This window comes from Mucilaginibacter endophyticus (genome assembly GCF_003351025.1).
In the GTDB taxonomy this organism is placed as follows: domain Bacteria; phylum Bacteroidota; class Bacteroidia; order Sphingobacteriales; family Sphingobacteriaceae; genus Mucilaginibacter; species Mucilaginibacter endophyticus.
On record NZ_QPCG01000008.1, the window covers coordinates 103,912 to 127,323 of the forward strand.

Below are 23,412 nucleotides of genomic sequence, written 5' to 3' on the forward strand. Positions count from 1 at the left end.
AATAATTAGCACAACCGATTTATATAAAAGCAGATGAGGGTAACTCATCTGCTTTTTTTGTGCCTGGGTATTTTGCACGCGTCGATCAGCCTACCTATAATAAAGCCAATTGTCATTTCGAACGAACGGGTGCAGGGATAAAGCGATGGCGTGAGGAGAAATCTTATACGCCTTGTTTTAACGATTACGGAGGACTTAAAAAGGTGTATAAGATTTCTCTTTCGCCCCATGACGGAGACCCGCGCTGCTCCCTCGAAATGACAATTTTTTACTTATTGGAATGGTAAATAGGCTGTCGCGGGTTTAGCGATAGTGTACGCATAGTTGAAGCTGAAAGCTTCAACTGTGGTAACCACGGGTTACAAACCTGAGGCAGTTTGGTTGTGTGTGGGGGATAAGGCCTTCGTCTTTGAAAATCAATAGATTAGGTATCTATTACTTCAAAAACCTTCACATAGCAAAAGGCCTTACCGAAATTTCTTTCAGAAAGGCCTTTTAATTTTTTATATACCGCTAAGGGTGGTTAAATTAAACGCGTTTTGATTTGATACGAGCTGCTTTACCGGTAAGGGCACGCAGGTAGTACAGTTTAGAACGACGAACTTTACCAACACTGTTAACTTCGATTTTATCGATGTTAGGAGAGTTAACAGGGAAGATACGCTCAACGCCAATGCCATTTGATACTTTACGCACAGTAAAAGTCTCGCTTACACCAACGCTGTTACGCTGAATTACCACACCTTGGTAAACCTGAACACGTTCTTTATTTCCTTCTCTGATTTTATAGTGAACACTTACAGTATCACCAGCTTTGAAGGATGGAAGCTGCTTTTTTTCTACTGATTGCTCTTCAACAAATTTTACTAAATCCATGATTTTAAGCTCTTAATGCGATTTTTAGCCCGTAAAAATCGGATTGCAAGTATAGGGATTATTTTCAATAAATGAAAGCCAAATTTAAAAATTTCCACATTTAGTTTTTTTATTCACAGCCGGTTGTGGTTTATGCAGCCTTACGAAGTTTTAAAACTTCGTAAGGCTGCATATGGAGATCAATATCGGTTTTCATTTTTCAATGGTCACAGTAACAGGCTTCTTCTCTGTAAAATACGCAATAAGCGTATATACAAGCCCGGTCAATAGCAAATTGAATACAAAGTTGATGAGCGTATCGCTTACCGAATGCGAGTGTTTATCGATATCAACGAATGCGAAAACTGCATAGGCCAGCGCTATGGCCAATATAACCCAGCCAATAATGGATACAGGCAGGTAGATGATCCCTTTGCGGGTAAACCAGTTTAATTTCATGTTGATTAGTTTTTGATGGATATGTTTTCTGTCATGGCGAAGTTGATGAAAGCTAATACAATGACCAGGCTGACGAGGATCAGCACAATGTTCAACAGTTTTAGCCGGATACTGATATTGAGCTCTTTTACCTTGCGCCTGTTAGGATCTATTTGCTGAACCTGCACGTGGATAATAGACAGCAGGTTGATCACTATACAAACAACAGGCAGTATAAATAATACCAGCGGACCTATATAATCGATATAAGGTACTTTCTCCAACTGTACCATCACGCTAAACATAGAGCTAAACCAGTTTGCATTGATGTGGAAGTGATAATACATGAATACGCATATCAAAAAATAACAGGGGACTATCACCAACCATAGTCCCAGGGCTGCCGAACGCCCGGCATTCATAATGGCCATTTTTACCACATCCTGGTGTTGGGATGGGTTTACATCGGGTACTTTTAAATTTTCCATTTGCTTTAAAAATTGGTCCTGATCTTTCATGTTAATTACCCTTATAATGCATTAATTGATTTTGGTTGCAGTGGTTAAAGCGTATTTCTTAGTTTCTCTAACCCACGCGAAAGCAGTGATTTTACCGTGCCTTCATTTTTATCCAGGATCTCGCTGATCTCGGTATTGGTTTTCTGTTCAAAGTAGCGTAATGAAATCACTTCCTGGTATTTGAGATCCAGCTTAAGCAGGTTTTCGCGGATACGGTTATAGTCATGATATGCCTTCAGTTCCTGCTCCATCATTTCCCGCTCGTCGCTGGCATGGTCATGCAGCAGTTTTTCCATCTGCGGGTTTTCCAGCAGTTGCTGTAACGATTCGGGTTTGTATTTACTGCTGCGGTAATATTGGTTGAGCTCGTTAGTGGCAATGCGATAAAGCCAGGATGAGACACTTATGCCCTTCCATTTAAATGAGCCTATTTTTAAAAATGCTTTCAGAAAAGTTTCGGCAGCGATATCCCGGGAAAGGTCATAATCGCCGCAACGCCGCATGATGTAACCAAACACTGGTTTATACCAACGGTCAAACACCTGCCCAAAAGCAGCCGGATTGGTACGGCATTGTTCAATAAGCTGGGCTTCGGTGTGGTTAGGGTTCATAGCTGCAACGCTACTATAATGCAGTATGCATTAATTGGTTGCAATCTAATTTAAGGAAATTGGTTTGTGTTTCAGGTGAGTGGTTGTTTTTCGAGTGAGTGGTTGATTGGGTTGGATTAGGTGAGTAGTTCTTTGCGGATGGCTGTTTTATATTGTCTAAGGTGTTGAGTCAACCATTCTCCACTCACTTAATCAACCATTCACCAAAAAAACTACTCACCTCTATTCAACAGATCCGGCCTGCGGGCCTTGGTGCGCTCTATAGCTTGTTCGTGGCGCCATTTTTCAATTTCGGGTGTATTACCTCCCAAAAGTATATCGGGCACCTTGTGGCCGTTCCAGTCGGCTGGGCGGGTGTAAACCGGGGCATCCAGCAGGTCGTCCTGGAATGAATCAGACAGGGCCGATGTTTCATCGCTTAATACACCGGGGATAAGTCTTACTACGGCGTCAACCAGCACGGCTGCGGGCAGTTCTCCGCCCGAAAGTACATAATCACCTATCGAGATCTCGCGGGTGACATAGATGTCCCTGATGCGCTGATCAATGCCTTTATAATGACCGCAAAGGATAATGATGTTTTTTTTGATAGAAAGCTGATTGGCGATAGCCTGGTTCAGTGTTTCGCCATCAGGCGACATGAAGATGATCTCGTCATATTCCCGCTCTGATTTTAATTTTTCGATGCATGCCGCGAATGGAGGGATGGTCATTACCATACCGCTGCCGCCTCCGTAAGGATAATCATCTACGCTTTTTTGCTTATTGGTGGCATAGTCTCTCAGGTTATGGACTACAATTTCAGAAATTCCTTTTTTCTGCGCACGCTGCAAAATAGAATGTGCAAAAGGGCTTTCAAGCAAACCGGGCAAAACAGAGATGATATCGAAACGCATATTTTCTTCAGACTCAGGATAAAAGAATCAGGATGCAAGATTACTGAAAAATGTCCTCTCTCCGAAATCGTCTTGACCCCTTACTCTTGGAGTCTTGCTTCTTTAGGCTATCCTCTATGCTGATAGATCCCCCATAAATTACCCGCCGGGTCAGTAAAATGCGCCGTGATTTCCGGAAAATCTTTACCTATGGGTTGGGTTATGATACCGCCATTGGCTACTATGAGTTTAAGTGTTGCTTCGGCATCATCAACCATAATAGATATCAGCAAACCGGCCTTGCCCATTGGCTCCCTACCGGTTACCCACATGCCGCTTACTTCGCCCACGCCATCATCAAATGAGGTGGAGCCATGATTGTCGGTTCGGATTTGCCAACCAAAAACAGTTTGGAAAAATTTTGCCGATGTTTCTATATCGATGGCAGGTATTTCAACATAACATATCTTACCGTTGCCGTAGGTGGGTTGCTTTGCCATGGTTAAATGGGGTTAATGTGATGAAATCTACGCTAAAATTATGTCATTGCGAGCGAAGCGTGGCAATCTCGTCGCCAATCCATATTCGCCCTGTACAGCTACGAGATTGCTTCGTCGTTCCTCCTCGCAATGACATGGTTTATATGTATTTATTTTGTTTAAATAACCTTCTCAATCATCCATCGATGGCCGAATGGATCAATAAAATCGCCCTGGCGGTAGCCATAATCCCAGTCCGTTACTTCGGAATCTACTTTTGCGCCAGCTTGTCTGGCGGCCTCTACTACCGCATGCACATCGTCAACAAAAAGACCGATAGTGACGGTGGTAGCTTTTACGGTATCAGGGCAAAGTACAGTCGTTCGTTCGGTTTCCTCATGCAGATGGAAAATAGTGCCGTCTATAGATAGTTCTGACACATGAATGCTGCCATCATCATTGCTGAAACGCCTGAGCTCGACTGCCCCTAAGGCTTTACTATAAAAGCTGATGTCGGTTACACCGTGCGGAATGGCTAACTGCGGTGCGAAACTTGGTTTTGTTGCCATGGTTATATTGGTTTGGTTAATCCTCTTCGTCTAAAGAAAAAATATCTTCAACTGGTTTTCCAAATACGCGGGCTATTTTTAAAGCCAGCACTGTTGATGGTACATACCGGTTACTTTCGATGGTATTAATGGTTTGCCGCGATACTCCAATAAGTTCCGCAAGCTCGGCCTGGGTTATATTTTTGATGGCGCGTTCAACCCTGATGCTATTTTTCATGCCTGCCCCTCTTCCTTATTGATGAGGCGATTGTTCTGGAAAATCTTCCACCTGAAACGCACAATAAAAAACACAAGGGGTACCAATAAATTTAAAAACAAAATATGTTCGGTGTCTTTGCTTAAAATTAAACTCACCACCAAAAGTATATAATTTACATAAATAGCCCACTGCAATGAATCGAGCCTGAGCTTAAAGATCTGTTCATCCTCGATGCGCTCTTTCGCGAAAGCGATAAAGAATAAGCCGATGGCCATGAGCAAGGTGGTGGTCATGAAAAAGATGTGATGGCTGTTAAACAGGTTGTCACTATCGGGTTCGTCATGCATGCTAAAGCCCATCTCTTTTTTAAACATTACGATGGGGATATGGATCAGGAAAAGCGCGAGCCCCAGATACCTGAACCAGTGCGGAAATAAAAAGCGTGATTTCATGATTGTATGGCCTCCTTAACCTCTGTTGTTAAACCCCTGTTGAGTAAATAGATCTTCCACCTGAAACGGATAATGAAAAACACCAGCAGAGTTAATACATTATACATAGTGAACATAAGAAAACTGAGCCCGTAGGAAGCGAAGATCACTACAGCGAAAACTATATAATTTATATATACAGCCCACTGTAACGAGTCGGAACGAAGCTGTACAATGTGCTCGTCCTCTACAGTCTCCTTTGAAAAGGCTAATAAAATTAAGCCGGATAAGGTTAGGAATAGCTGGATCTCATCGTCGAAGCATTCATCCCTGGCCGCGTCCGTAAAGCTCTGTGCAGTGGGGCGCAGATTATACCACACGAAGATTTGATTTGAGCTGTTTTGCGAATAAATAAAAAAAGCGATTCCTGCTAAAAATAAAAACAACCCCAGGAACCGGGCTTTTGACGGAAATAAGAATCGTGATTTCATAATTGTAAAGTTTGGCTTACCAAAAGTAAAGTAAACTTTACAAATGTCAAATGTATTTGACAAAATATTTTTTAAATCATTCAGCGCTGTTTAAAAACGGTTAAAGATTTTTTCAAGTAGAGACGCATAATTGCGTCTCCTGTAGGACAAGCAGCTTTGCATCTCTCTTTGCTATCGTAAATTACATGCGGGAGACGCAATTATGCGTCTCTACAATTAAAAACAATCGCTTACCGGTAGATAAAACTTCATTGCCGTTGGTTTTAACCAACGGAGTAGTGAGTTGCACGGAGAGGCTTTAGCCCAATCCGTTTGCATAATTGGGCTAAAGCCAGGACTCTTCAGTCTTTTATGCCGTTGGTTAAAACCAACGGCAATGAATTAATGGCTTCTAAATAAAAATGCCCGTGGGGTACGGACATTGGTGAGATTAAATATCTTGATTCTTTAATCTGAAAGTCTTGCATCTCAAAACGCTATCCTTCCAGGTAAATATCCAGCAGGCCTTCAGGCAAGTCGATATAAATTTCGCCGCCTTCGACGTCAATGCCTTTAATGATCTCTAAGTTGAGCGGGAAAAGCACTTCTTTATTTTTGTACTGAACGGTAGCTATTAATTGCTGAGGATATTCCTGTACGGCTATGATTTCACCCAGTTCGCCATGGGTTTCATCGATGGCGATAAAACCTTCAACATCATTCAGTGTAAATTCGCTTTTCTTTTTCTTGGGCTTCAGTTTGCTGGGCAGATAAATATCCCGCTTAACCAGTGTCGAGGCTTTTTCTATGGTGTCAACGTCTTCCAGGTTAAGGTAGGCATTGTTTTTTTGCAGATACTTTATTGATGATACAAAGTAAGGGATCATCTTCCCGGCAATATCAATAAATACAGCATTGAACTTAATATCTTCAATACCATCAAAATCAACGTAGATCTGCAATTCGCCTTTCAGGCCTTTGGTTTTTAAAACTGTACCTATCCTGAAATGATCTTCAGCTTTCATATAAAATGAGTTAAACAATAATGGCGAAGCTGTTTGCCTCGCCATTATCCGGATTTAAGAAATCAAACGTAAAGATTCAAGATAAATGTTATTCCTGCGTTCTGTACGCTTAATCAAATAATTATTCTGCGCTTTCAGCTTCTGCTGCTGCATCTTCTGCAGGAGCTTCTTCTTCAGCAACAGGAGCGTTTTTAGCAGCGATAGCAGCAGCTTTTTCTTCGCTCTTTTTAGCTTCAGCAGCTAAAGCAGCTTTGCGGGCTTCGTCTTTAGCAACGTTAAGGCTGGTTTTTTTACCGGTGATTTTGCCGTCTTTCTGGTCAAGCCATTCAGCAAATTTAGTTTCAAGTTGCTCTTCTGTTAAAGCACCTTTTTTAACACCACCTTGTAAGTGTTTTTTGTAAAGCACACCTTTGTATGAAAGGATAGCACGACAAGTGTCAGTAGGCTGGGCACCGTTGTTAACCCAATCTAAAGTTTTGTCAAAGTTGATGTCGATAGTTGCTGGGTTAGTGTTTGGGTTGTATGAACCTAAACGCTCAATGAAGCGTCCATCACGTGGAGCGCGTGCGTCTGCTACCACGATGTAATAAAAAGGTTTACCTTTTTTACCGTGTCTTTGTAGTCTGATCTTAGTTGCCATTGTAAATTTTTATGTATTCAACATTATCCCCGGAGTTCTTTCTGCGGGGATGCAAAGGTATTAATTTTTATCATAATTAAAAATGGTTGATAATTAATTATTTATGTTTTAGGTAGATGTGTGATTCGGTTGGCTGATGAGTGGTAGTTTTTTGCTGATCAATTGTCGTTTTTTCAAACTTAACATTGCAGTAAATCAAAAAAATCGGAACTTACCCGCCATGAGCATCACCCGGAAAACACGTATAGCAATTGATATGGATGAAGTTATTGCCGATACCATTGGCAAATTCATCAGCATGTATAAAGAGAGGCATAATGAAGAAATAAACCTTGGCAATATGGAAGGTAAGGAGTTCAGGGAGATCCTGCCGCCTCACCTAAGTGAAACTTTGCGCGTATATATTAATGAGCGTGGCTTTTTCAGGGATATTCCGGTAATGCCCGATGCGCAGGAAGTGGTGAAAGCCCTGCATGATAAATATGATGTATATATAGCGTCCGCAGCTATGGAGTTTAAATATTCTCTGGAGGATAAGCAGGCCTGGCTTGAAGAGCATTTCCCTTTTATCTCGTGGACAAACATTATTTTTTGCGGGCACAAGATTTTGGACGTAGATATCATGATTGATGACCGGATTAAGAACTTCGCCACATTTAACGGCCGTAAAATACTTTATACCTCGCCGCATAATATGTTGCTTACCGATTATGAAAGGGTAAATACCTGGAAAGAGGTTGCCGAAAAATTATTGTAGTTGTTTGTTTATCATATAAATAGCTATACCTTTAAATAATTACGGCTTGTTTCCATGTTTAACCCAAACCCTGCTACAAAAGGAAATTGTACCATTGTTTTTGATCTTGACGAACAGAAATACCTGTTTGCAAGCGAAAACTTTTATGAGCTTTTTGGTGTAGGAGTTGAGCATCTTCATCAAAATACCAATTTTTTGAATGGGTTGGTAAAGCCTAAGGTGCTGGCCGATATTGAACGGCTTACCGCTGACTTGCCCCCCGGCGAGTCGATCCAGATGACTTATCACCTGGATGCAGATCAAAAACGACTAACCGAAAAACGAACACTTACTGTTGACGGGCTTACCGGCCATAGGGTAATATTAAGTAATATCACAAGTGCCCTGGCTGTGGTTTCAACCCCGGCGCCTTTTGGCAAAGCTGGCCTGCGTGAGCGATTTTTAGATTCGCTTATTAATTCGCAAACCAATTTTTTAGTCAGGATAGGTATCGATGGTAAGTTCAGCTTTGTTAACCGTCAGTTTTTGAAAACCTTTGGATATGCCGTAGATGAGATCATCGGGCATCACTTTTCAAAAACAACCATTCCTGAGGAAGCTCATCTGTGCGAGGACGCTTTTTCTAATTGTATTAACAATCCCGGTAAGATTGTCAGGCTTGTTCATAAAAAGCCTGCTAAGGACGGCACACTTCATGATACCGAATGGGAGTTTGTTTCCATAGCCGATAACCAAGGGAATATATTTGAAGTACAGGGAATTGGCAGGGATATTACCCCGCAAATGCAGATGCAGGAAGAGGCTTTGCAAATAAAAGACAGCCTTGAAGCACTTATCAATAACACACAGGATCATATCTGGTCGGTTGATAAGGAGCTACGCTACCTCTACATGAACCAGGCTTATGTTGAGCAGGTTACTTATTTAACCGGTGTAAAACCATATAAAGGCCAATACTCCTATAAGCATGAGGGCTTTAGCCGGCAAATAATTGATGACTGGACGGTTTATTATAACCGCGCCTTAAACGGTGAACGCTATTCAATCATCAGTGAAAGTGTTGACCCGCTGAACGGACAGAGCTTATATTTTGAAGTGAGCTTTAACCCCATCTACACGGCTGCCGGCGATATTATAGGCGCGGGATGCTTTGGGCATAATATTACCGAAAGGCTCAAAATACAAAAAGAGCTTGTTGACCAAAACGACCGTTTAAGAAATATCGCCTCGTTAAGTTCGCATGAATTGCGCCGCCCGGTAGCAAGTATGCTGGGCCTTATAGGTTTAATGGACCACGAAGATTTTTATAATCCCGAGAATAAAGAGATCATAGCCCACCTGTTTACTGTGAGCGCCGAAATTGATGCTGCCATCCGGCTTGTTGTTGACAGTACCATGCCAAATAAAACAGCCCGGACTAAGTAATAGCCCGGGCTGTTTTATTTATCGTTTTAGCTGAAATTACATAGAAAGCATTTCAACAAGCTTAATCATGTTAGGATCAATACCCTGGTGATGTTTAATAGCGTGTTCAAACGGCGTATAAGCTACTTCTCCATTAATGAGGCCGATCATTTCGTTGCGGTGCCCGTCTCTTAAAGCTTCAACGGCAGCAGCACCAACACGGCTTGCCAGTACCCTATCCATACAGCTTGGTGCACCACCACGTTGTATGTGACCTAAAATAGAGATCCGGGTATCGTAATTAGGGAATTTTTCCTGAACCAGGCGACCAACTTCAAACGCGCCACCTGCGGTATCATCACCTTCGGCTACAATTACAATACGTGATGTTTTGTCTTTGCGGCCAAACTCAAGGCGGTTAAATAAACCTTCGAGCCCGGTTTTGCTTTCGGGGATCAGGATGGCCTCGGCGCCGGTAGCAATACCGGTACGTAAAGCAATCAGTCCTGAGTCGCGGCCCATTACCTCAACAATAAATAAGCGGTCGTGCGATTCGGCAGTATCCCTGATCTTATCAACGGCATCAACAACAGTGTTAATGGCGGTATCATAACCAATGGTAAAATCGGTACCTACAAGGTCATTATCAATAGTGCCTGGTAAACCAACTACCGGAATATCATATTCGCTGCCAAAAACTTTAGCGCCGGTAAAAGTACCGTCGCCGCCAATGGCTACCAATGCATCAACCTTATGTTTTACCAGTTGTTCATAAGCGTTTTTACGGCCTTCTGGCGTTCTGAAATCATCACACCTTGCGGTTTTAAGTATAGTACCGCCACGCTGAATAATGTTTGAAACGGATTTACGGTTCATGGTGAAAAAATCACCTTTGCCCATACCGTCGTAACCACGGCGAATACCCGTGACTTCAATTCCGTAATACATCGCGGCACGTACAACCGCTCTTATGGCAGCGTTCATTCCGGGTGCATCACCACCTGAAGTAAAAACGCCGATATTTTTGATCTGAGTCATTTTTTTGTGTTGGTTATAAACAGGCTAACCTATTCATAACTAATTAGGGTTGTAAATATTGTTCGTTATTTAAACCCCGCGCCTAACCAATAAAACGCAGAATTTGAATTTTGCGCGAATTTACATTTATTTTTTTAACTCGATCCCTATTTTTTGTAAGCGGCTATGCCACTGTCTAAAAATTTAAGATAGCTGGCAATGTTATAATTTGCGGGTGATGGGGCTATTTCGGCACCCGATGCATCCTTAACTAAATTGCCGTCGCTGTCAAGCATTACATATAGCGGTTGCGAGTTTGCATTGAAACGCTGGGCCTCAAGGTTGCTCCATTTGCCACCAAGTGTAGTGATCTTTTTACCACTGTAGTCTGACACAAATTGTTCGGAAGCAGGTAGCTCAACTTTGTCGTCAACTACAAGCTGCAGCAATACAAAATCATTTTTCAAGCGGCTAAAAACCTGCGGGTCCGACCATACGTTGGCCTCCATCTGGCGGCAGTTAACACAATTGAAGCCGGTGAAATCAATCAGGATTGGTTTGTGCAAAGCTTTTGAAACCTGTAAGGCCTGGTCATAATCATACCATGCATCTAAACCTTTGGTTTTAATGCGGGTGTAGTTTGCTGCATACTTGCGTTCGCCAATACTTGCCGGTATAGCAGCCGATGGAGCTGCCGAAGACGAACCAGAACCATCAGGAATAGCCGACAGGTTAAAATCCTGGGTAGCTTCGGGAGGTAAAAACGCGCTTATTGATTTTAAAGGCGCTCCCCACAAGCCTGGAATCATGTAAATAACAAACGCGAAAGTAATTATAGCCAGGAAAGTGCGCGGGATGCTTAGGTATTTAACATCGCTATCGTGCGAAAACTTGATCTTACCAATAAGATAAAGCCCGATCAGTAAGCCGATGGCTATCCACAGCGATAAAAATATTTCGCGGTCAAACCAGTTCCAGTGGTAAGCCAGATCCACATTTGATAAAAATTTCAATGCAAATGCCAACTCAAGGAAGCCCAATACAACCTTTACGCTGTTAAGCCATCCGCCTGATTTTGGCAGGGTTTTAAGCGCCGATGGGAATAAAGCGAATATGGTAAACGGCAAAGCCAATGCTAATGAGAAACCAAACATCCCCATTGCCGGGCCAAGCCTGTCGCCTTTCGAAGCTGCGTCAACCAGCAATGTACCTATAATAGGCCCTGTACAGGAAAACGAAACAACAACCAATGTTGATGCCATAAAAAATATACCTGCAAGGCCACCTTTATCCGAATTTGCATCCAGCTTATTGGCCAGTGAGCTTGGCAGGGTAATTTCAAACGCACCCAAAAAGGAAATACCGAATACGATGAGCAGCAGGAAGAAGAAAATATTAAATATGCCATTAGTGGCCAGTTCGTTAAGCGCGTCTGATCCAAAAATTATAGAGATCAGCAAGCCCAGCGTAACATAAATTACAATGATTGAAACCCCGTAAATAAGTGATTGCATAACAGCCTTGCTTCTGCTGCCACTTTTTTTGGTGAAAAAGCTTACAGTTAAAGGCAATAACGGATAGATACAAGGCAAAATTACCGCTGTAAAGCCGCCCAGTAAACCTTCAATGAAGATGTGCCAAAGTGATTTTGGCTTTTCTGCTGTTTTTGAAGCAGAGGTGGTTGCTTTTGCTGGCTTTGCCGCTTCCGCTTTTTTCACCGAATCAGCGTGTTTTTTCCTGATGGCTAAGCTGTCGGCAGCGGTTGGGATATCTGTAAACGTAATACCGGCAGATGATGCGGTAGTATCGGCTGCTTTTGCCTGAACTGCATAAACCGGGTTTGCCCCCGCTATATTAAGAATGATCAGGGTAATTAATGTGATAAGCCCGGCGCGTAGGGAAGCGCCTCTATTTAATAATTTCATGACTACTGTTAAGGTGTGCTGAATTATTTACCTAAAGGAATATTAAACTCAACATCTTCTGGTGGCAGGCATTTCATATCGTTACAGGTCATAAAGGTTAATTTACCTGTAACCGCTGTTGCTTTGGGCGATTTTAAACTGATCTTTTGGCTAAAAACAACTTCCTTTTCAAAATAGCTCACATTCATGCTGAATGATTTTTCGTATTTGGTGACAGGAGTTGGCTCAGACGTTTTACCAACAGGAGCATATAATTTTGATGTGGTAAACTCAAATGAAGTTTTTATTGGTCCGCCATCCTTTACGGTTTGTGAATAAATGTGCCAGCCGTTTTGTATAGTTGCTCTTAAGTATACAATAGCTTCTTTATCATTCATTTTTTTTGCCGCGTATGACCACCTTACCGGCGATTCGATCTGGGCGTAAGCGCCAACGCTGATGATAAGCGCGGTTACCAATACCAATAGTTTCTTCATTTGTGTTTTAAGTTATTTATTTGTTTAAAAATTTCAATTCTTTGAGGTTAAACTCCAATTGCTGCCCCTTAGTATCTTCAATAACCAGCAAGCCATTTGGCAGTACATTTTTTACAGTACCACTAAAAACTCCCTTGTTTGACTCAAAGCTTTTAACCTCGTTTAACCAGTATAGTCGGCTTAAGTAAGTATTCCTTACAAAATCAACTTCGCCAGCCTTGAGTTTCAGATAGTATACTTCAAGGCAGTTGCAAATTTCCGATAATAACAGGGTTAATTCATAATCCTTTTGTAAGATTTGTTTGACAGAAGTGGCATTTGATGCCCCGGAAGGGAAATTTTCCTGGTTTATGTTTAAGCCGATGCCAATAACCGAGTCTTTTAGCTGCCCGCCCTGTATGGTATTTTCAATGAGCATACCGCCAAGTTTCCGGTCGCCGTAATAGATGTCATTGGGCCATTTGATCTTTAGCTGCTCGCCCAGGATGGGTTGCAATGCGTCATATACGCCCAGGCTTGCTGCTCGGTTCAGGTCAAACTGATCGGCGATGGCTAAAAAATGAGGTTTTAATAACAGACTGAAAGTGAGATTTTTTCCGGGTTCGCTATGCCAGGTGTTTTGTTGCTGGCCACGGCCGGCATATTGCTCTTCTGCCATAATGACCGTACCTTCAGGTACTGGCGTGGAATTTGACAGTAGATTTTTAAGAAAACTATTTGTTGAGTCAACTTGTTTAATTGTTACTAAATTTTGACCAACAAATAATCCTGAAAATATGTTATTTTGCAAAGTGTAATAATTTTATACTCAAAAACGTTCAAAACTAATTCTTTTTGATGGTAAAAAACAAAGTGTTAAGTGAATCTGCCTATATTTCAGAACTGGCAATACATGGTATCCAGGAAAAAAAAGGCAATGATATTATTAGGTTAGACCTTCGTAATATTTTCAGTTCAGTAGCAGATTATTTTGTAATCTGTCATGCTGATTCGTCGACACAGGTAAAAGCTATTGCAAATAGCATTGAGGATGAAATTTTCAAAGCCACCCAAGCCGAACCCTGGCGCAAAGAGGGAATTGAGCATGGCGAGTGGATACTGCTTGATTATGTGGATGTTGTGATCCATGTGTTCAGGACCGATAAACGTGAGTTTTATGGAGTGGAAGATTTGTGGGGCGATGCAGATATTAAATATTATAAAAGTGCATAAACATCCGTCACAAAAAGGCTCAACGCATAGTCTTACTGTTACCGCGTAAAATTTAAATTATAGATTGTAAGTTTGAGCTCGTTAAAAGAAATGAAAGATATTAAAGATTCTAAATCAGAAAATCCAAGACCTATCCGAAAAATTGTGAACAAGAAGCCCTCTCCAAAACCGCCAAAGTTCAATATCATGTGGTTATATGGTATTGTTATCCTGGCTTTTTTATTGATCCCGGCCTTGTTAAACGGCGGATCGGGCAAACCGGTTACTTTCCAGGAGTTTGAAGCTAACATGCTTCGTACCAATGATGTTCAGAAAATTGTAGCTTATAAAAGTGGTGATTTGGTAATGGCCGATGTTTATATCAAACAACAAAGCTTATCAAAGCCGTATTTTGCCAATAACGTATCTAAAGACAAAAACTTTTTCAATACAAGCACCAGCAGCGGTCCGCAGTTTACTTTTACAGATGCCTCTTACGAGAGTCTGAAAAAATCAATTGCTGATGCTCAGAAAGATGTACCAGATGATCAGAAAGTATCGTTGCAATTTGAGCAGGGCCACGAAAGCCTGTTATCAAACTGGTTGGTACAAGGTGTTATTATGGTGATCTTATTTGCCGGTGTATGGATCTTTATCATGCGCAGAATGAGCGGTGGTTCGGGCGGTGGTCCGGGTGGTCAGATCTTCAACATTGGTAAATCAAAAGCTACCCTGTTTGATAAAGAAGCCCAGGTAACCGTTACGTTTAATGACGTTGCCGGTTTGGAAGAAGCCAAGCAGGAGGTAATGGAGATTGTGGATTTCCTTAAAAATCCTAAAAAATACACCAACCTGGGTGGTAAAATTCCGAAAGGCGCACTGCTTGTAGGTTCTCCTGGTACAGGTAAAACCTTGCTTGCTAAAGCTGTTGCCGGCGAAGCGCAGGTGCCATTCTTCTCACTTTCAGGATCTGACTTTGTGGAGATGTTTGTTGGTGTGGGTGCGTCACGTGTACGTGATCTGTTCCGCCAGGCAAAAGATAAAGCGCCTTGTATCATCTTCATCGATGAGATTGACGCTATTGGTCGTGCCCGTGGTAAAAACAATATAGTTGGTGGTAACGATGAGCGCGAAAACACCCTGAACCAGTTATTGGTTGAGATGGATGGTTTCGGTACCGATTCTGGTATCATCATCCTGGCTGCTACCAACCGTCCGGATGTATTGGACTCAGCGTTACTGCGTCCGGGACGTTTCGACAGGCAGGTATCTATCGATAAACCGGATTTGATCGGTCGTGAGCAGATCTTTAAAGTTCACCTGAAACCTATCAAATTATCTGACGGTGTTGACGCCAAAAAATTATCGGCTCAAACCCCGGGTTTTGCAGGTGCCGAAATTGCTAACGTTTGTAACGAGGCTGCGCTGATTGCTGCCCGTAAAAATAAAGAGTCGGTTGATATGACCGATTTCCAGGATGCTATCGATCGTGTTATCGGTGGTTTGGAAAAGAAAAACAAAATCATCTCTCCTGAAGAGAAACGCATTGTTGCTTACCACGAAGCGGGTCACGCTATTGCCGGCTGGTTCCTGGAACATGCCGATCCATTGGTTAAGGTATCTATCGTACCTCGTGGTGTTGCCGCGCTGGGTTATGCCCAATATCTGCCAAAAGAGCAGTTTTTATACACTACAGAGCAATTGCTTGATGAAATGAGTGTATCAATGGGTGGCCGTGTTGCTGAGGATATCGTTTTCGGTAAAATTTCAACCGGTGCCTTGAGCGATTTAGAGCGTATCACCAAACTTGCTTATGCCATGACCAAAATTTATGGTATGAACGATAGTGTTGGTAACGTATCATTCTACGATCCACAGGGCGAGTACCAGTTTAACAAACCTTACTCTGATACTACCGCCGAAATGATTGACGCTGAAGTGCGTAAACTGGTTGATGTGGTTTATCAAAAAACTAAAGACCTGTTGAATGCCAAACGCGATGGCCTTGAAAAGATAGCTCAAAAGCTGTTGGAAAAAGAAGTATTATTCCAAAGTGATCTGGAAGAGATATTAGGTAAACGTCCGTTTGACGAGCGTACTACCTATGATAAGTTTGTAAACGGCGAGGCCGCGTTAAACCCGGATGTGGATAACAACGCTATTCCTGATACACTGACTAATCCTGAACTGTCAAGAGTAGACAGCGAAGATCCAAAACTTTAATTTTAAATAATAATACAAAGCCACCGGCAAAGCTGGTGGCTTTGCTTTTTTGTAGCCATGAGGGATATCACCACATCAAAAGAAAAACTGCTTAAAAAAATCAGGAAAGCGCTTTTGGAGAAAAGGGATAACCCGTACCCTCAACTGGAAGATCTTCCCCTTTACCCTCCTTCCGAAGAAATGCCCGAGGTAATCTTTGCCGAGCAGTTCACCAATGTGGCAGGTCAGTTTGTTTTTTGCGAAGATGAGCTGCAGTTTATTGAAAACCTGCTCACCCTTGCCGAAGAACGCAAATGGCACAAAATTTACTGCTGGGAACCCAAGCTGCAGGAGATCCTGAACCAGTTTGAATACCCCCACTACGAAACTGATAAAGATTTTGAACAAGCCGAAGTGGGATTTACCCTTTGCGAAGCGTTAATTGCCCGTAATGGCAGTATCCTGCTTTCGAACGGAAACATGGCCGGCCGCAGGTTGAGTATCTATCCATCGGTACATATTGTATTGGCCTATACCTCGCAAATGGTTATGGACCTCAAAGATGGTTTTAAACTCATCAAAGCTAAATACGGCAACCAATTGCCATCCATGGTCAGCACGGTAACCGGCCCGAGCCGCACCGCCGATATTGAAAAAACACTGGTTTTAGGAGCCCACGGCCCTAAGGAACTGTTTGTTTTTATGCTGGAGGGCTAATCTGAACCTTGATTTTCGGGATTTAAGGATTGAGTGGATTTGACTAATCCACTGTTTCTTCTTTACACCTTTTACCTTTTTCCTTCAATTCTTTTGTTTACCGTGTTTTAACGGGGTGTAAAACCGTGAAATAACGGATAGGTTGTTTTGTAATAATTATATAGATTGGGGGCAAAATTAAACCCCGAAATTTATGGACCCTATTGACTTAAAAACAGCCAGGGAAATGGTAGCCCGGTATAAGGAAACCCGAAAAGCAGTTATTGATAAACATCACGAAGTTAACGATACCGAATCGACATGGATCTCGATTGATAAGCTGAAGGAGTTTGTTAATAATTTGCCACCTGAAGCCACCGGTGTAAGGTTGCATTTCGGAGTTCATGATGCCGATCACAGCAATGCACCGCATCAAACGTCGGTAGCTATTGTTGGTACTGTTGCAGGCGAGGGTAAAGATGAACATATTGATGCCATACAGAGTGATCAGGTTGCAAATCTGTCGGTAAACGGGCTGGCAGCTTTAAGCAGCGGAAGAGAATGCCCGCCTATGTGCCAGGGATAGAATAAATAAACCAGTTTCATGAATGCTAAAGTATATATGTTATTTTAGCATTCATGCTGGAGAATTTTTACTATGTAATGGATGTGGTGGCTTTTGTATGCTGCCTTTTTACATATAAAGGGCTTGATAAGAACTTTAAGCGATTATTGCCCTTATTAAGCTTTTTGCTTGTTTACGATTTTGTGAACATTTTTGGCTGGCTAAATATTTATCATTCAAACGCGTGGTGTAATAATATCGAAGACATACTGCTATTTGCCTTTTTTACATGGTTTATACAAGGATTTGATGAGCGCATTGAAAGGCGAAAGAAGGTTTATGTAGGTGCTGGTGTAGTCATCTTGCTATCAATACTTGATATTTTATTTGTACAAGGGGGGATTTGGAAAAGGGCAACCGCAGCTACCCTTATACAAGATCTTTTTTTGATATGGATGATCTGTGATTATTACTATCGCCTCTTGAACAATGATCGCGACGAGTATATTGAGCTGATAACCCACCCTCCTTTCCTGGCATTAACTGGCATATTTTTTTATTACTTATCCACAACGTTTTTTTACTCATGTTTTAGTTATATGGTGTATCGGAATAATTATCATTTTTATTTGATAACGGCAACGCTGCTCAACCTAACAACTTTTGCATTGAATTTTTTATTTTCAATAGCCTTTATATGCTCTTTCAAGAAGAACAGGTTATCCTCGTTATAATAGCGGGTTCCGCTTTTATGCTGTTGCTTGGCGTATTCATTATTGGGTTTATGCTTATGTATCAAAAAAAGCAGAACAAGAACCTGCTGGAGCGCGAAAATCTGAAAGCTTCGTTTAAGCAGGAGATGCTAAAAACCCAGATAGAGATCCAGGAGCAAACTCTCAATGACATCAGCAGGGAAATCCATGATAATATCACCCAGGTTTTATCATTTGTAAAACTGAACCTTGGTTTGCTCAACAATAGTCTGGACGAAGAAAAGAAAGGCCGCGTAAACGAAAACCGGGAATTGATTTCGCAAACTATTAATGATTTAAGAAACCTTTCAAAAAGCATGAGCTTTGAGCATATCAGCTCGCTGGGGCTCATAAAAGTACTTGAAGCAGAAACGGAGCGCTTAACCCGTAGCGGTATTATCAACGCTGTTTTTACTGTTGAAGGGGAAGTATACAGTATGGGGGAACAGCGCGAGCTGGTAATATTCCGGATATTTCAGGAAGCAGTAAATAACACCCTGAAATATGCTAAGGCGGCTAACCTTAAAATCGGTTTGTATTATACTGCACAAATGTTTAATTTGCTCATCGAAGATGATGGTGCTGGTTTCAATGCCGAAAAGGTTGAAAATAAGGGCGGTTCGGGATTGCGGAACATTGAAAACAGGGCAGCTTTAGTAGGCGCGGATGTAATTATTACCAGTTCGCCTGGTAAGGGTTGTCAGATAAAATTGTCGTTCAATCCCCTGGTACAACAAATTTATGCTAAAGGAACCCATTCAAATAGCCTTAGTTGATGACCACAAACTCTTCAGGAGTGGTATGGCTGCTCTTGTAACCAATTTTAAAAGATACAACATACTATTTGAGGCGGCAAACGGACAGGAACTTGTAAACACTATTAAGAGTGGTACCGTTCCGGATATCGTATTGTTGGATATTAGCATGCCGGTTATGGATGGCGTGGAAGCGGCCCAGGTACTCCGGTCAAAATACCCCGGTGTACGGATCATCATTTTATCGATGTTTGAGGATGCCGAAAAGGTATTGCTCATGGTTAAAATGGGTGTAAAAGGCTATCTGCTTAAAGATTCGGAACCTTATGAAGTAGAAGATGCGCTCCTGAAAGTATCGCAGGGGGAGCTTTATTACCCGGAGTTTGTAACCCGTCACCTGATTACCAATTTCAACAGCAAATTAGAGAATATCAAACTCAACCCGCGCGAGATTGAGTTTCTTCGTTTTACCGGCACCGAGCTTACTTATAAAGAAATAGCCGAGGCCATGAATATCAGCGTGCGTACCGTTGATAGCTACCGCGATCAGCTTTTTGAAAAACTCCAGATCAAGAGCCGCGTAGGACTGGTTTTATACAGTATAAAAAATAAATTGATTGAATTGTAATTTGCTAATTAATTTAGCAAATTTGTTCAATGTCACATGAGGAAAATCCGGAATTTTTTAAAGGACGCGGGGCACAGGTAAACACGCACAATAAGTTTCTGAAAAACAGGTATGTACTTGATCATATTGAGGGTATTGACGAGCCGTTGCTTGAAAATACCAATACGCAGCTTTTTGAAGAAACGCCCAAAAAAATTGTAAGCGAATCCAACAGTCCCGATTTAAGCCATATGTATTCCATCAATCCTTACCAGGGTTGCGAGCATGGTTGCATATATTGTTATGCCCGTAACAGCCATGAATATTATGGTTTTAGCGCCGGGCTTGATTTTGAGCGGAAGATCATTATTAAACCAAATGCCCCGGAGCTTCTGGAGCAATATTTCAACAAAAAAAATTACCAGCCGGTTTGCATCATGCTTTCGGGTAATACCGATTGTTATCAGCCCGTTGAACGCAAGCTGGGGATAACGCAAAGGCTATTGGAAGTTTTTTGGAAATATAAAAACCCGGTAAGTATCATCACCAAAAACAACGTGATCCTGCGGGATATCGACCTGCTTGCAGATATGGCTAAGTTGAACCTGGTGCATGTAAACGTATCCATCACATCGCTTAATGAGCAACTCCGTCAAAAATTGGAGCCACGTACAGTTACCGCGACGGGGCGTTTGGCTGTTGTGCAAAAACTATCGGAAAGAGGTATTCCGGTGAGGGTAATGGCGGCGCCTATCATTCCGGGGTTAAACAGTAACGAAGTGCCCAATATAATCAAAGCGGCAGCTGATAGGGGGGCTTTAGCCGCTGGTTTTACGATGGTGCGCCTCAACGGTAGCATAGCCGAAATTTTTAGCGACTGGATCTATAAAGCCTTTCCGGACAGGGCCGAAAAGGTATTGAACATGATCCGCTCGACGCACGATGGTAACCTGAATGACAGCGATTACGGCCGCCGGATGAGTGGCGAGGGTAAAGTAGCCGAATCTATCCATCAAATGTTTAAAATGGCCTGTAAGCGCTTTATGGGCGATAGGCAGATGCCTGAGTACGACTATAGTTTATTTGTACCGAGGAAAGGAAAACAGACGAGTATGTTTTGAGTGGACGATTGGGACTTTATGGGAAAATAGTTATTTACAGGGATCTTGAATTCTTTTTTAAATTAAGATCTATGACAACACCCATCCCTATCCCAATCACATAACACAACAAATCACTCCACAAAAAACCTTCACCCAACACCAACCTGCCAAACAAGGTGCGTCGCAGGTCATTTATCCATGGCGCTTTATAAAGCTGGCTAAACTCTATCGCGAAGCAAAAGATTAAGGAGGCAATTACATTGAATCTAACTGGCTTGTTGATAAAAAGAAACCGCATGATAAAATAAATCATAGAGGCCCATAAAATATCGCCAATAAATAATGGGATGAATTTAAAGTGCCTGGATAACAGGCCCAGTATAATAGTTAGTATTGTTAATATGAAATAGGTTATACGGTTTTTAGGCATGAAATAAATATCGGCTAAATAAGCACAACAAAAAAGGCACCCACCGGGTGCCTTTGATATATTTAACTTTATAAGTGGTTGCTTATGCTTCTTCTACCTCTAAAGCCATTTGCTCGTCAACAAGGATACGTCCGCAATGCTCGCAAACGATGATCTTTTTACGCTGACGGATATCTGACTGGCGCTGAGGCGGGATCTGGTTAAAGCAACCAGAGCATGAATCACGCTGAATAGTTACAACTGCAAGGCCGTTTTTAGCGTTTTGACGTAAACGGGTGTAAGCAGTTAACAAGCGCTCTTCAATGTTATCCATTGCTTTTGCAGCTTGTGAGTTCAATTCGGTTTCTTCTTTTTCAGTTTCGGCGGTAATGGTGCCTAATTCTTCTTTCTTTGCGTCAAGGTCGCTCTGACGAGCTTCTAAGTCAGCAAGTGCTTTTTCGTAAACCTGGGTTTTGTTGGTGATTTCGAAGCCGTATTCACGGATCTTTTTCTCACTAACTTGTATATCTAAGCCCTGGATCTCAATCTCTTTTGAGATAGCATCATATTCGCGGTTGTTTTTAACCTCGTTAAGCTGGCCTTCGTATTTTTTGATGTTTGCCTGAGCTTCTTTGATCAGGTTTTTACGGGTAACTATGTCATCTTCCACATCGTCAAGTTCACCTTTGATTTTTTGGATGCGGGTTTCAAGGCCAGCAACGTCGTCCTCAAGGTCTGCAACTTCCATTGGCAATTCGCCTCTTACCTGGCGGATCCTGTCAATCTTGGTGTGGATAGTTTGTAGTTCGTATAAAGCTTTAAGCTTTTGTTCTACGGTTTGTTCCATTAAATAAAATATTTGACGGGGTTTGTATTTACTTCTGTTAAACGGACGGCAAAGATAGGGAATTTTTTCCTAATTATTTCATACAATAATTGCTGCGTAAATTGTTCACTCTCAAAGTGTCCGATATCCGCGATAACTATCTTTCCTTCGGCATCAAAAAACTCATGATACTTGTAATCGGCTGTGATAAAAATATCGGCTCCGGCAGCTATGGCATGCTTCAGCAAAAAGCCTCCCGAGCCACCGCAAACAGCTACTTTTTTAACGTGTTTGCCCAATAATTTAGTATGCCGTATCACATGGGTACGCATCTTATCCTTTACATGAAACAGGAAGCTTTCCTCGTTGATTGGTATTTCGAGTTCGCCAATCATTCCGGAGCCAACCTGCTGATGCTGATTGGTTAAATTGTAAAGATCATAAGCCACCTCCTCATAAGGATGGGCCAGGATCAGCGCCATCAGGATCTTACTTTCCAAATTGGCCGGATAAACAGTTTCTATCCTAACCTCATTTTCATTATGACGTTTACCAACTTCGCCAACGTAAGGATTAGCGGTATCATTGCCCTTAAATGTTCCGGTACCCTCGGCATTAAAGCTGGTTTCGCTGTAATTGCCGATGTTACCTGCTCCTGCACTAAACAAGGCGTCGCGTACGGCATCAGCATGGCTTAGGGGTACATAGGTAACAAGCTTTTTGATCAGGTTGTGTTTAGGAAGCAGGATCCGGGTGTTTTTTAATCCCAAAGTTTCGCAAATGCGGGCGTTAACCCCGGTCATAATGCTATCCAAATTGGTATGAATGGCATATATGGCAATGCCTTTACGAATGGCTTTTTCAACCACCCGCTCTACATACGTTTTACCGTTAAATTTTTTAAGCCCTTTAAAAACTATAGGATGGTGCGATATGATCACCTGGCAACCTGTGGCAATAGCTTCGTCAACCACGGCTTCGGTACAGTCAAGCGAAACCAGGGCCTGGCTCACTTCCTGATCCGGATTACCAACTATCAGGCCGGAATTATCATAATCTTCCTGGTAGTTAAGCGGGGCTAAGCTTTCAAGGTAAGCGGTTAAGGCGGATAATTTCATTAAGCAAGTTTAGAGATAAGTAATGGCTTGTTTAACTACTCATTTTAGCCATCTGATAGCTTTCGTAAGCCATATTTTTATTATACTCCAAAGTTATCGACTTATTGTTGATCAAATCGACAATAGTACCTATGACGCAAAGACCTCCTGTTAAAAAGTAAAGGATACCCATACCAATTTGCCCCAATACAAAGCGTTGTATACCTGCAAAGCCAACAAAACCCAACAAGGTAAATAACAATATATCCTGCGAGTTTTTACGCTTGTTGCTGTACACCATGTAAAAGTATTTTTTCTGGCTTTCGGTTAAGTCAGGAGTGGCATGTTGTAAGAAGCCCATTTCTTCGGGTGAAAAGCCGGCGAAAGTGCTGTGTGGATCCTGGTACATGTTCATTTTAGGTAAGGCTTGTTTGATAGTTATTTCAAATTTAAATAATTCTGCCATTAAACCTAATAGTTAATCATCCCGAAAAATTTAACTATAACGGATAGGGGTAAA

29 protein-coding genes are annotated in these 23,412 nt (G+C 41.9%); 9 read left to right on the plus strand and 20 right to left on the minus strand.

Features of this window, described 5'->3' with window-relative positions:
• Window positions 1–528: 528 nt before the first annotated feature.
• The 12 genes from rplS to DUL71_RS26770 form a co-directional block, all read right to left on the minus strand.
• Complete coding sequence (gene rplS / locus DUL71_RS26715) at window positions 529–876, minus strand: 50S ribosomal protein L19 (protein ID WP_090532282.1); 348 nt, start codon at window positions 874–876, stop codon at window positions 529–531.
• Between the two features lie 192 nt (window positions 877–1,068).
• On the minus strand, window positions 1,069–1,314 hold the full coding sequence (locus DUL71_RS26720) for a hypothetical protein (RefSeq protein WP_114940909.1): 246 nt from the start codon (window positions 1,312–1,314) through the stop codon (window positions 1,069–1,071).
• Window positions 1,315–1,319: 5 nt separating this feature from the next.
• Window positions 1,320–1,781, minus strand: coding sequence for a hypothetical protein (locus tag DUL71_RS26725; RefSeq protein ID WP_154402484.1), 462 nt, complete (start codon window positions 1,779–1,781; stop codon window positions 1,320–1,322).
• A 74-nt stretch (window positions 1,782–1,855) separates the two neighbouring features.
• Complete coding sequence (locus DUL71_RS26730; protein WP_114940911.1) at window positions 1,856–2,422, minus strand: RNA polymerase sigma factor; 567 nt, start codon at window positions 2,420–2,422, stop codon at window positions 1,856–1,858.
• A 212-nt stretch (window positions 2,423–2,634) separates the two neighbouring features.
• The gene (gene trmD / locus DUL71_RS26735; RefSeq protein ID WP_112571415.1) at window positions 2,635–3,318 is read right to left on the minus strand and encodes a tRNA (guanosine(37)-N1)-methyltransferase TrmD; all 684 of its coding nucleotides are present in this window, start codon (window positions 3,316–3,318) and stop codon (window positions 2,635–2,637) included.
• A 107-nt stretch (window positions 3,319–3,425) separates the two neighbouring features.
• Window positions 3,426–3,797 (minus strand): VOC family protein, encoded by a 372-nt coding sequence (locus DUL71_RS26740; RefSeq protein ID WP_114940912.1) that lies wholly within the window; start codon window positions 3,795–3,797, stop codon window positions 3,426–3,428.
• Window positions 3,798–3,955: 158 nt separating this feature from the next.
• Complete coding sequence (locus DUL71_RS26745) at window positions 3,956–4,345, minus strand: VOC family protein (protein WP_114940913.1); 390 nt, start codon at window positions 4,343–4,345, stop codon at window positions 3,956–3,958.
• 16 nt (window positions 4,346–4,361) lie between these two features.
• The gene (locus DUL71_RS26750; RefSeq protein WP_114940914.1) at window positions 4,362–4,562 is read right to left on the minus strand and encodes a helix-turn-helix transcriptional regulator; all 201 of its coding nucleotides are present in this window, start codon (window positions 4,560–4,562) and stop codon (window positions 4,362–4,364) included.
• Entirely contained in the window at window positions 4,559–4,996 is a 438-nt protein-coding gene (locus DUL71_RS26755; RefSeq protein WP_112571409.1) for a hypothetical protein, read from the minus strand. The genes DUL71_RS26750 and DUL71_RS26755 overlap by 4 nt, the downstream gene beginning before the upstream one ends.
• A complete protein-coding gene (locus DUL71_RS26760) occupies window positions 4,993–5,466 on the minus strand; it encodes a hypothetical protein (RefSeq protein ID WP_112571407.1) in 474 nt (157 codons plus the stop codon). The genes DUL71_RS26755 and DUL71_RS26760 overlap by 4 nt, the downstream gene beginning before the upstream one ends.
• A 476-nt stretch (window positions 5,467–5,942) precedes the next feature.
• Entirely contained in the window at window positions 5,943–6,470 is a 528-nt protein-coding gene (gene rimM, locus DUL71_RS26765; RefSeq protein ID WP_114940990.1) for a ribosome maturation factor RimM, read from the minus strand.
• A 121-nt stretch (window positions 6,471–6,591) separates the two neighbouring features.
• Complete coding sequence (locus DUL71_RS26770) at window positions 6,592–7,110, minus strand: 30S ribosomal protein S16 (protein WP_112571405.1); 519 nt, start codon at window positions 7,108–7,110, stop codon at window positions 6,592–6,594.
• A 220-nt stretch (window positions 7,111–7,330) separates the two neighbouring features.
• On the opposite strand from DUL71_RS26770, the gene DUL71_RS26775 reads away from it, so the two are divergent.
• Both DUL71_RS26775 and DUL71_RS26780 read left to right on the plus strand, forming a co-directional pair.
• Entirely contained in the window at window positions 7,331–7,867 is a 537-nt protein-coding gene (locus DUL71_RS26775) for a 5' nucleotidase, NT5C type (protein ID WP_244228844.1), read from the plus strand.
• 54 nt (window positions 7,868–7,921) lie between these two features.
• Window positions 7,922–9,292: a PAS domain S-box protein gene (locus DUL71_RS26780; protein WP_114940915.1), complete on the plus strand. Its 1,371-nt coding sequence runs from the start codon at window positions 7,922–7,924 to the stop codon at window positions 9,290–9,292.
• A gap of 36 nt (window positions 9,293–9,328) precedes the next feature.
• Here the strand turns inward: DUL71_RS26780 and pfkA are convergent, their stop codons facing one another.
• The 4 genes from pfkA to DUL71_RS26800 form a co-directional block, all read right to left on the minus strand.
• On the minus strand, window positions 9,329–10,309 hold the full coding sequence (pfkA, locus tag DUL71_RS26785; RefSeq protein WP_114940916.1) for a 6-phosphofructokinase: 981 nt from the start codon (window positions 10,307–10,309) through the stop codon (window positions 9,329–9,331).
• 146 nt (window positions 10,310–10,455) lie between these two features.
• Window positions 10,456–12,213 (minus strand): protein-disulfide reductase DsbD family protein, encoded by a 1,758-nt coding sequence (locus tag DUL71_RS26790; RefSeq protein WP_114940917.1) that lies wholly within the window; start codon window positions 12,211–12,213, stop codon window positions 10,456–10,458.
• Between the two features lie 23 nt (window positions 12,214–12,236).
• Window positions 12,237–12,689, minus strand: a complete 453-nt coding sequence (locus tag DUL71_RS26795; protein WP_114940918.1) for a protein-disulfide reductase DsbD domain-containing protein — start codon at window positions 12,687–12,689, stop codon at window positions 12,237–12,239.
• A 16-nt stretch (window positions 12,690–12,705) separates the two neighbouring features.
• Window positions 12,706–13,479, minus strand: coding sequence for a biotin--[acetyl-CoA-carboxylase] ligase (locus DUL71_RS26800; RefSeq protein WP_114940919.1), 774 nt, complete (start codon window positions 13,477–13,479; stop codon window positions 12,706–12,708).
• Window positions 13,480–13,526: 47 nt separating this feature from the next.
• Between DUL71_RS26800 and rsfS the strand changes: the two genes are divergently transcribed.
• From rsfS to DUL71_RS26840, 7 genes are all read left to right on the plus strand, one after another.
• On the plus strand, window positions 13,527–13,901 hold the full coding sequence (gene rsfS, locus DUL71_RS26805) for a ribosome silencing factor (RefSeq protein ID WP_091167167.1): 375 nt from the start codon (window positions 13,527–13,529) through the stop codon (window positions 13,899–13,901).
• A gap of 90 nt (window positions 13,902–13,991) precedes the next feature.
• Complete coding sequence (gene ftsH / locus DUL71_RS26810) at window positions 13,992–16,103, plus strand: ATP-dependent zinc metalloprotease FtsH (RefSeq protein WP_114940920.1); 2,112 nt, start codon at window positions 13,992–13,994, stop codon at window positions 16,101–16,103.
• 57 nt (window positions 16,104–16,160) lie between these two features.
• Window positions 16,161–16,799: a LutC/YkgG family protein gene (locus DUL71_RS26815; protein ID WP_114940921.1), complete on the plus strand. Its 639-nt coding sequence runs from the start codon at window positions 16,161–16,163 to the stop codon at window positions 16,797–16,799.
• Window positions 16,800–16,992: 193 nt separating this feature from the next.
• Entirely contained in the window at window positions 16,993–17,364 is a 372-nt protein-coding gene (locus DUL71_RS26820; RefSeq protein ID WP_114940922.1) for a hypothetical protein, read from the plus strand.
• A gap of 676 nt (window positions 17,365–18,040) precedes the next feature.
• A complete protein-coding gene (locus DUL71_RS26830; RefSeq protein WP_114940924.1) occupies window positions 18,041–18,871 on the plus strand; it encodes a sensor histidine kinase in 831 nt (276 codons plus the stop codon).
• Window positions 18,837–19,478, plus strand: a complete 642-nt coding sequence (locus tag DUL71_RS26835) for a response regulator transcription factor (protein ID WP_114940925.1) — start codon at window positions 18,837–18,839, stop codon at window positions 19,476–19,478. The genes DUL71_RS26830 and DUL71_RS26835 overlap by 35 nt, the downstream gene beginning before the upstream one ends.
• Window positions 19,479–19,507: 29 nt before the next feature.
• Window positions 19,508–20,578, plus strand: a complete 1,071-nt coding sequence (locus DUL71_RS26840; RefSeq protein WP_114940926.1) for a PA0069 family radical SAM protein — start codon at window positions 19,508–19,510, stop codon at window positions 20,576–20,578.
• Between the two features lie 34 nt (window positions 20,579–20,612).
• Here DUL71_RS26840 and DUL71_RS26845 read toward each other — a convergent pair whose 3' ends face one another.
• From DUL71_RS26845 to DUL71_RS26860, 4 genes are all read right to left on the minus strand, one after another.
• The gene (locus DUL71_RS26845) at window positions 20,613–20,990 is read right to left on the minus strand and encodes a ribosomal maturation YjgA family protein (protein ID WP_114940927.1); all 378 of its coding nucleotides are present in this window, start codon (window positions 20,988–20,990) and stop codon (window positions 20,613–20,615) included.
• An 82-nt stretch (window positions 20,991–21,072) separates the two neighbouring features.
• Window positions 21,073–21,816 (minus strand): zinc ribbon domain-containing protein, encoded by a 744-nt coding sequence (locus DUL71_RS26850; protein ID WP_114940928.1) that lies wholly within the window; start codon window positions 21,814–21,816, stop codon window positions 21,073–21,075.
• Window positions 21,816–22,913 carry a Nif3-like dinuclear metal center hexameric protein gene (locus DUL71_RS26855; protein ID WP_114940929.1) on the minus strand — a complete coding sequence of 366 codons (1,098 nt, stop codon included), beginning with the start codon at window positions 22,911–22,913 and terminating at the stop codon, window positions 21,816–21,818. The genes DUL71_RS26850 and DUL71_RS26855 overlap by 1 nt, the downstream gene beginning before the upstream one ends.
• A 31-nt stretch (window positions 22,914–22,944) precedes the next feature.
• Window positions 22,945–23,358 carry a TM2 domain-containing protein gene (locus DUL71_RS26860; RefSeq protein ID WP_223818071.1) on the minus strand — a complete coding sequence of 138 codons (414 nt, stop codon included), beginning with the start codon at window positions 23,356–23,358 and terminating at the stop codon, window positions 22,945–22,947.
• Window positions 23,359–23,412 lie beyond the last annotated feature (54 nt).

Excerpts from the sequence above, each read along its gene's own strand:
- DUL71_RS26770 (WP_112571405.1), bottom strand. The coding sequence starts at position 7,110 with ATGGCAACTAAGATCAGACTACAAAGACACGGTAAAAAAGGTAAACCT.
- DUL71_RS26815 (WP_114940921.1), top strand. The coding sequence starts at position 16,161 with ATGAGGGATATCACCACATCAAAAGAAAAACTGCTTAAAAAAATCAGG.
- DUL71_RS26745 (WP_114940913.1), bottom strand. The coding sequence starts at position 4,345 with ATGGCAACAAAACCAAGTTTCGCACCGCAGTTAGCCATTCCGCACGGT.
- DUL71_RS26760 (WP_112571407.1), bottom strand. The coding sequence starts at position 5,466 with ATGAAATCACGATTCTTATTTCCGTCAAAAGCCCGGTTCCTGGGGTTG.
- DUL71_RS26740 (WP_114940912.1), bottom strand. The coding sequence starts at position 3,797 with ATGGCAAAGCAACCCACCTACGGCAACGGTAAGATATGTTATGTTGAA.
- DUL71_RS26850 (WP_114940928.1), bottom strand. The coding sequence starts at position 21,816 with ATGGAACAAACCGTAGAACAAAAGCTTAAAGCTTTATACGAACTACAA.
- DUL71_RS26855 (WP_114940929.1), bottom strand. The coding sequence starts at position 22,913 with ATGAAATTATCCGCCTTAACCGCTTACCTTGAAAGCTTAGCCCCGCTT.
- DUL71_RS26830 (WP_114940924.1), top strand. The coding sequence starts at position 18,041 with ATGCTCTTTCAAGAAGAACAGGTTATCCTCGTTATAATAGCGGGTTCC.
- DUL71_RS26835 (WP_114940925.1), top strand. The coding sequence starts at position 18,837 with ATGCTAAAGGAACCCATTCAAATAGCCTTAGTTGATGACCACAAACTC.
- DUL71_RS26845 (WP_114940927.1), bottom strand. The coding sequence starts at position 20,990 with ATGCCTAAAAACCGTATAACCTATTTCATATTAACAATACTAACTATT.
- DUL71_RS26790 (WP_114940917.1), bottom strand. The coding sequence starts at position 12,213 with ATGAAATTATTAAATAGAGGCGCTTCCCTACGCGCCGGGCTTATCACA.
- DUL71_RS26820 (WP_114940922.1), top strand. The coding sequence starts at position 16,993 with ATGGACCCTATTGACTTAAAAACAGCCAGGGAAATGGTAGCCCGGTAT.
- DUL71_RS26840 (WP_114940926.1), top strand. The coding sequence starts at position 19,508 with ATGTCACATGAGGAAAATCCGGAATTTTTTAAAGGACGCGGGGCACAG.
- rimM (WP_114940990.1), bottom strand. The coding sequence starts at position 6,470 with ATGAAAGCTGAAGATCATTTCAGGATAGGTACAGTTTTAAAAACCAAA.
- DUL71_RS26775 (WP_244228844.1), top strand. The coding sequence starts at position 7,331 with ATGAGCATCACCCGGAAAACACGTATAGCAATTGATATGGATGAAGTT.
- rsfS (WP_091167167.1), top strand. The coding sequence starts at position 13,527 with ATGGTAAAAAACAAAGTGTTAAGTGAATCTGCCTATATTTCAGAACTG.
- DUL71_RS26755 (WP_112571409.1), bottom strand. The coding sequence starts at position 4,996 with ATGAAATCACGCTTTTTATTTCCGCACTGGTTCAGGTATCTGGGGCTC.
- DUL71_RS26795 (WP_114940918.1), bottom strand. The coding sequence starts at position 12,689 with ATGAAGAAACTATTGGTATTGGTAACCGCGCTTATCATCAGCGTTGGC.
- DUL71_RS26750 (WP_114940914.1), bottom strand. The coding sequence starts at position 4,562 with ATGAAAAATAGCATCAGGGTTGAACGCGCCATCAAAAATATAACCCAG.
- DUL71_RS26725 (WP_154402484.1), bottom strand. The coding sequence starts at position 1,781 with ATGGAAAATTTAAAAGTACCCGATGTAAACCCATCCCAACACCAGGAT.
- DUL71_RS26860 (WP_223818071.1), bottom strand. The coding sequence starts at position 23,358 with ATGGCAGAATTATTTAAATTTGAAATAACTATCAAACAAGCCTTACCT.
- trmD (WP_112571415.1), bottom strand. The coding sequence starts at position 3,318 with ATGCGTTTCGATATCATCTCTGTTTTGCCCGGTTTGCTTGAAAGCCCT.
- DUL71_RS26720 (WP_114940909.1), bottom strand. The coding sequence starts at position 1,314 with ATGAAATTAAACTGGTTTACCCGCAAAGGGATCATCTACCTGCCTGTA.
- rplS (WP_090532282.1), bottom strand. The coding sequence starts at position 876 with ATGGATTTAGTAAAATTTGTTGAAGAGCAATCAGTAGAAAAAAAGCAG.
- DUL71_RS26780 (WP_114940915.1), top strand. The coding sequence starts at position 7,922 with ATGTTTAACCCAAACCCTGCTACAAAAGGAAATTGTACCATTGTTTTT.
- pfkA (WP_114940916.1), bottom strand. The coding sequence starts at position 10,309 with ATGACTCAGATCAAAAATATCGGCGTTTTTACTTCAGGTGGTGATGCA.
- DUL71_RS26730 (WP_114940911.1), bottom strand. The coding sequence starts at position 2,422 with ATGAACCCTAACCACACCGAAGCCCAGCTTATTGAACAATGCCGTACC.
- ftsH (WP_114940920.1), top strand. The coding sequence starts at position 13,992 with ATGAAAGATATTAAAGATTCTAAATCAGAAAATCCAAGACCTATCCGA.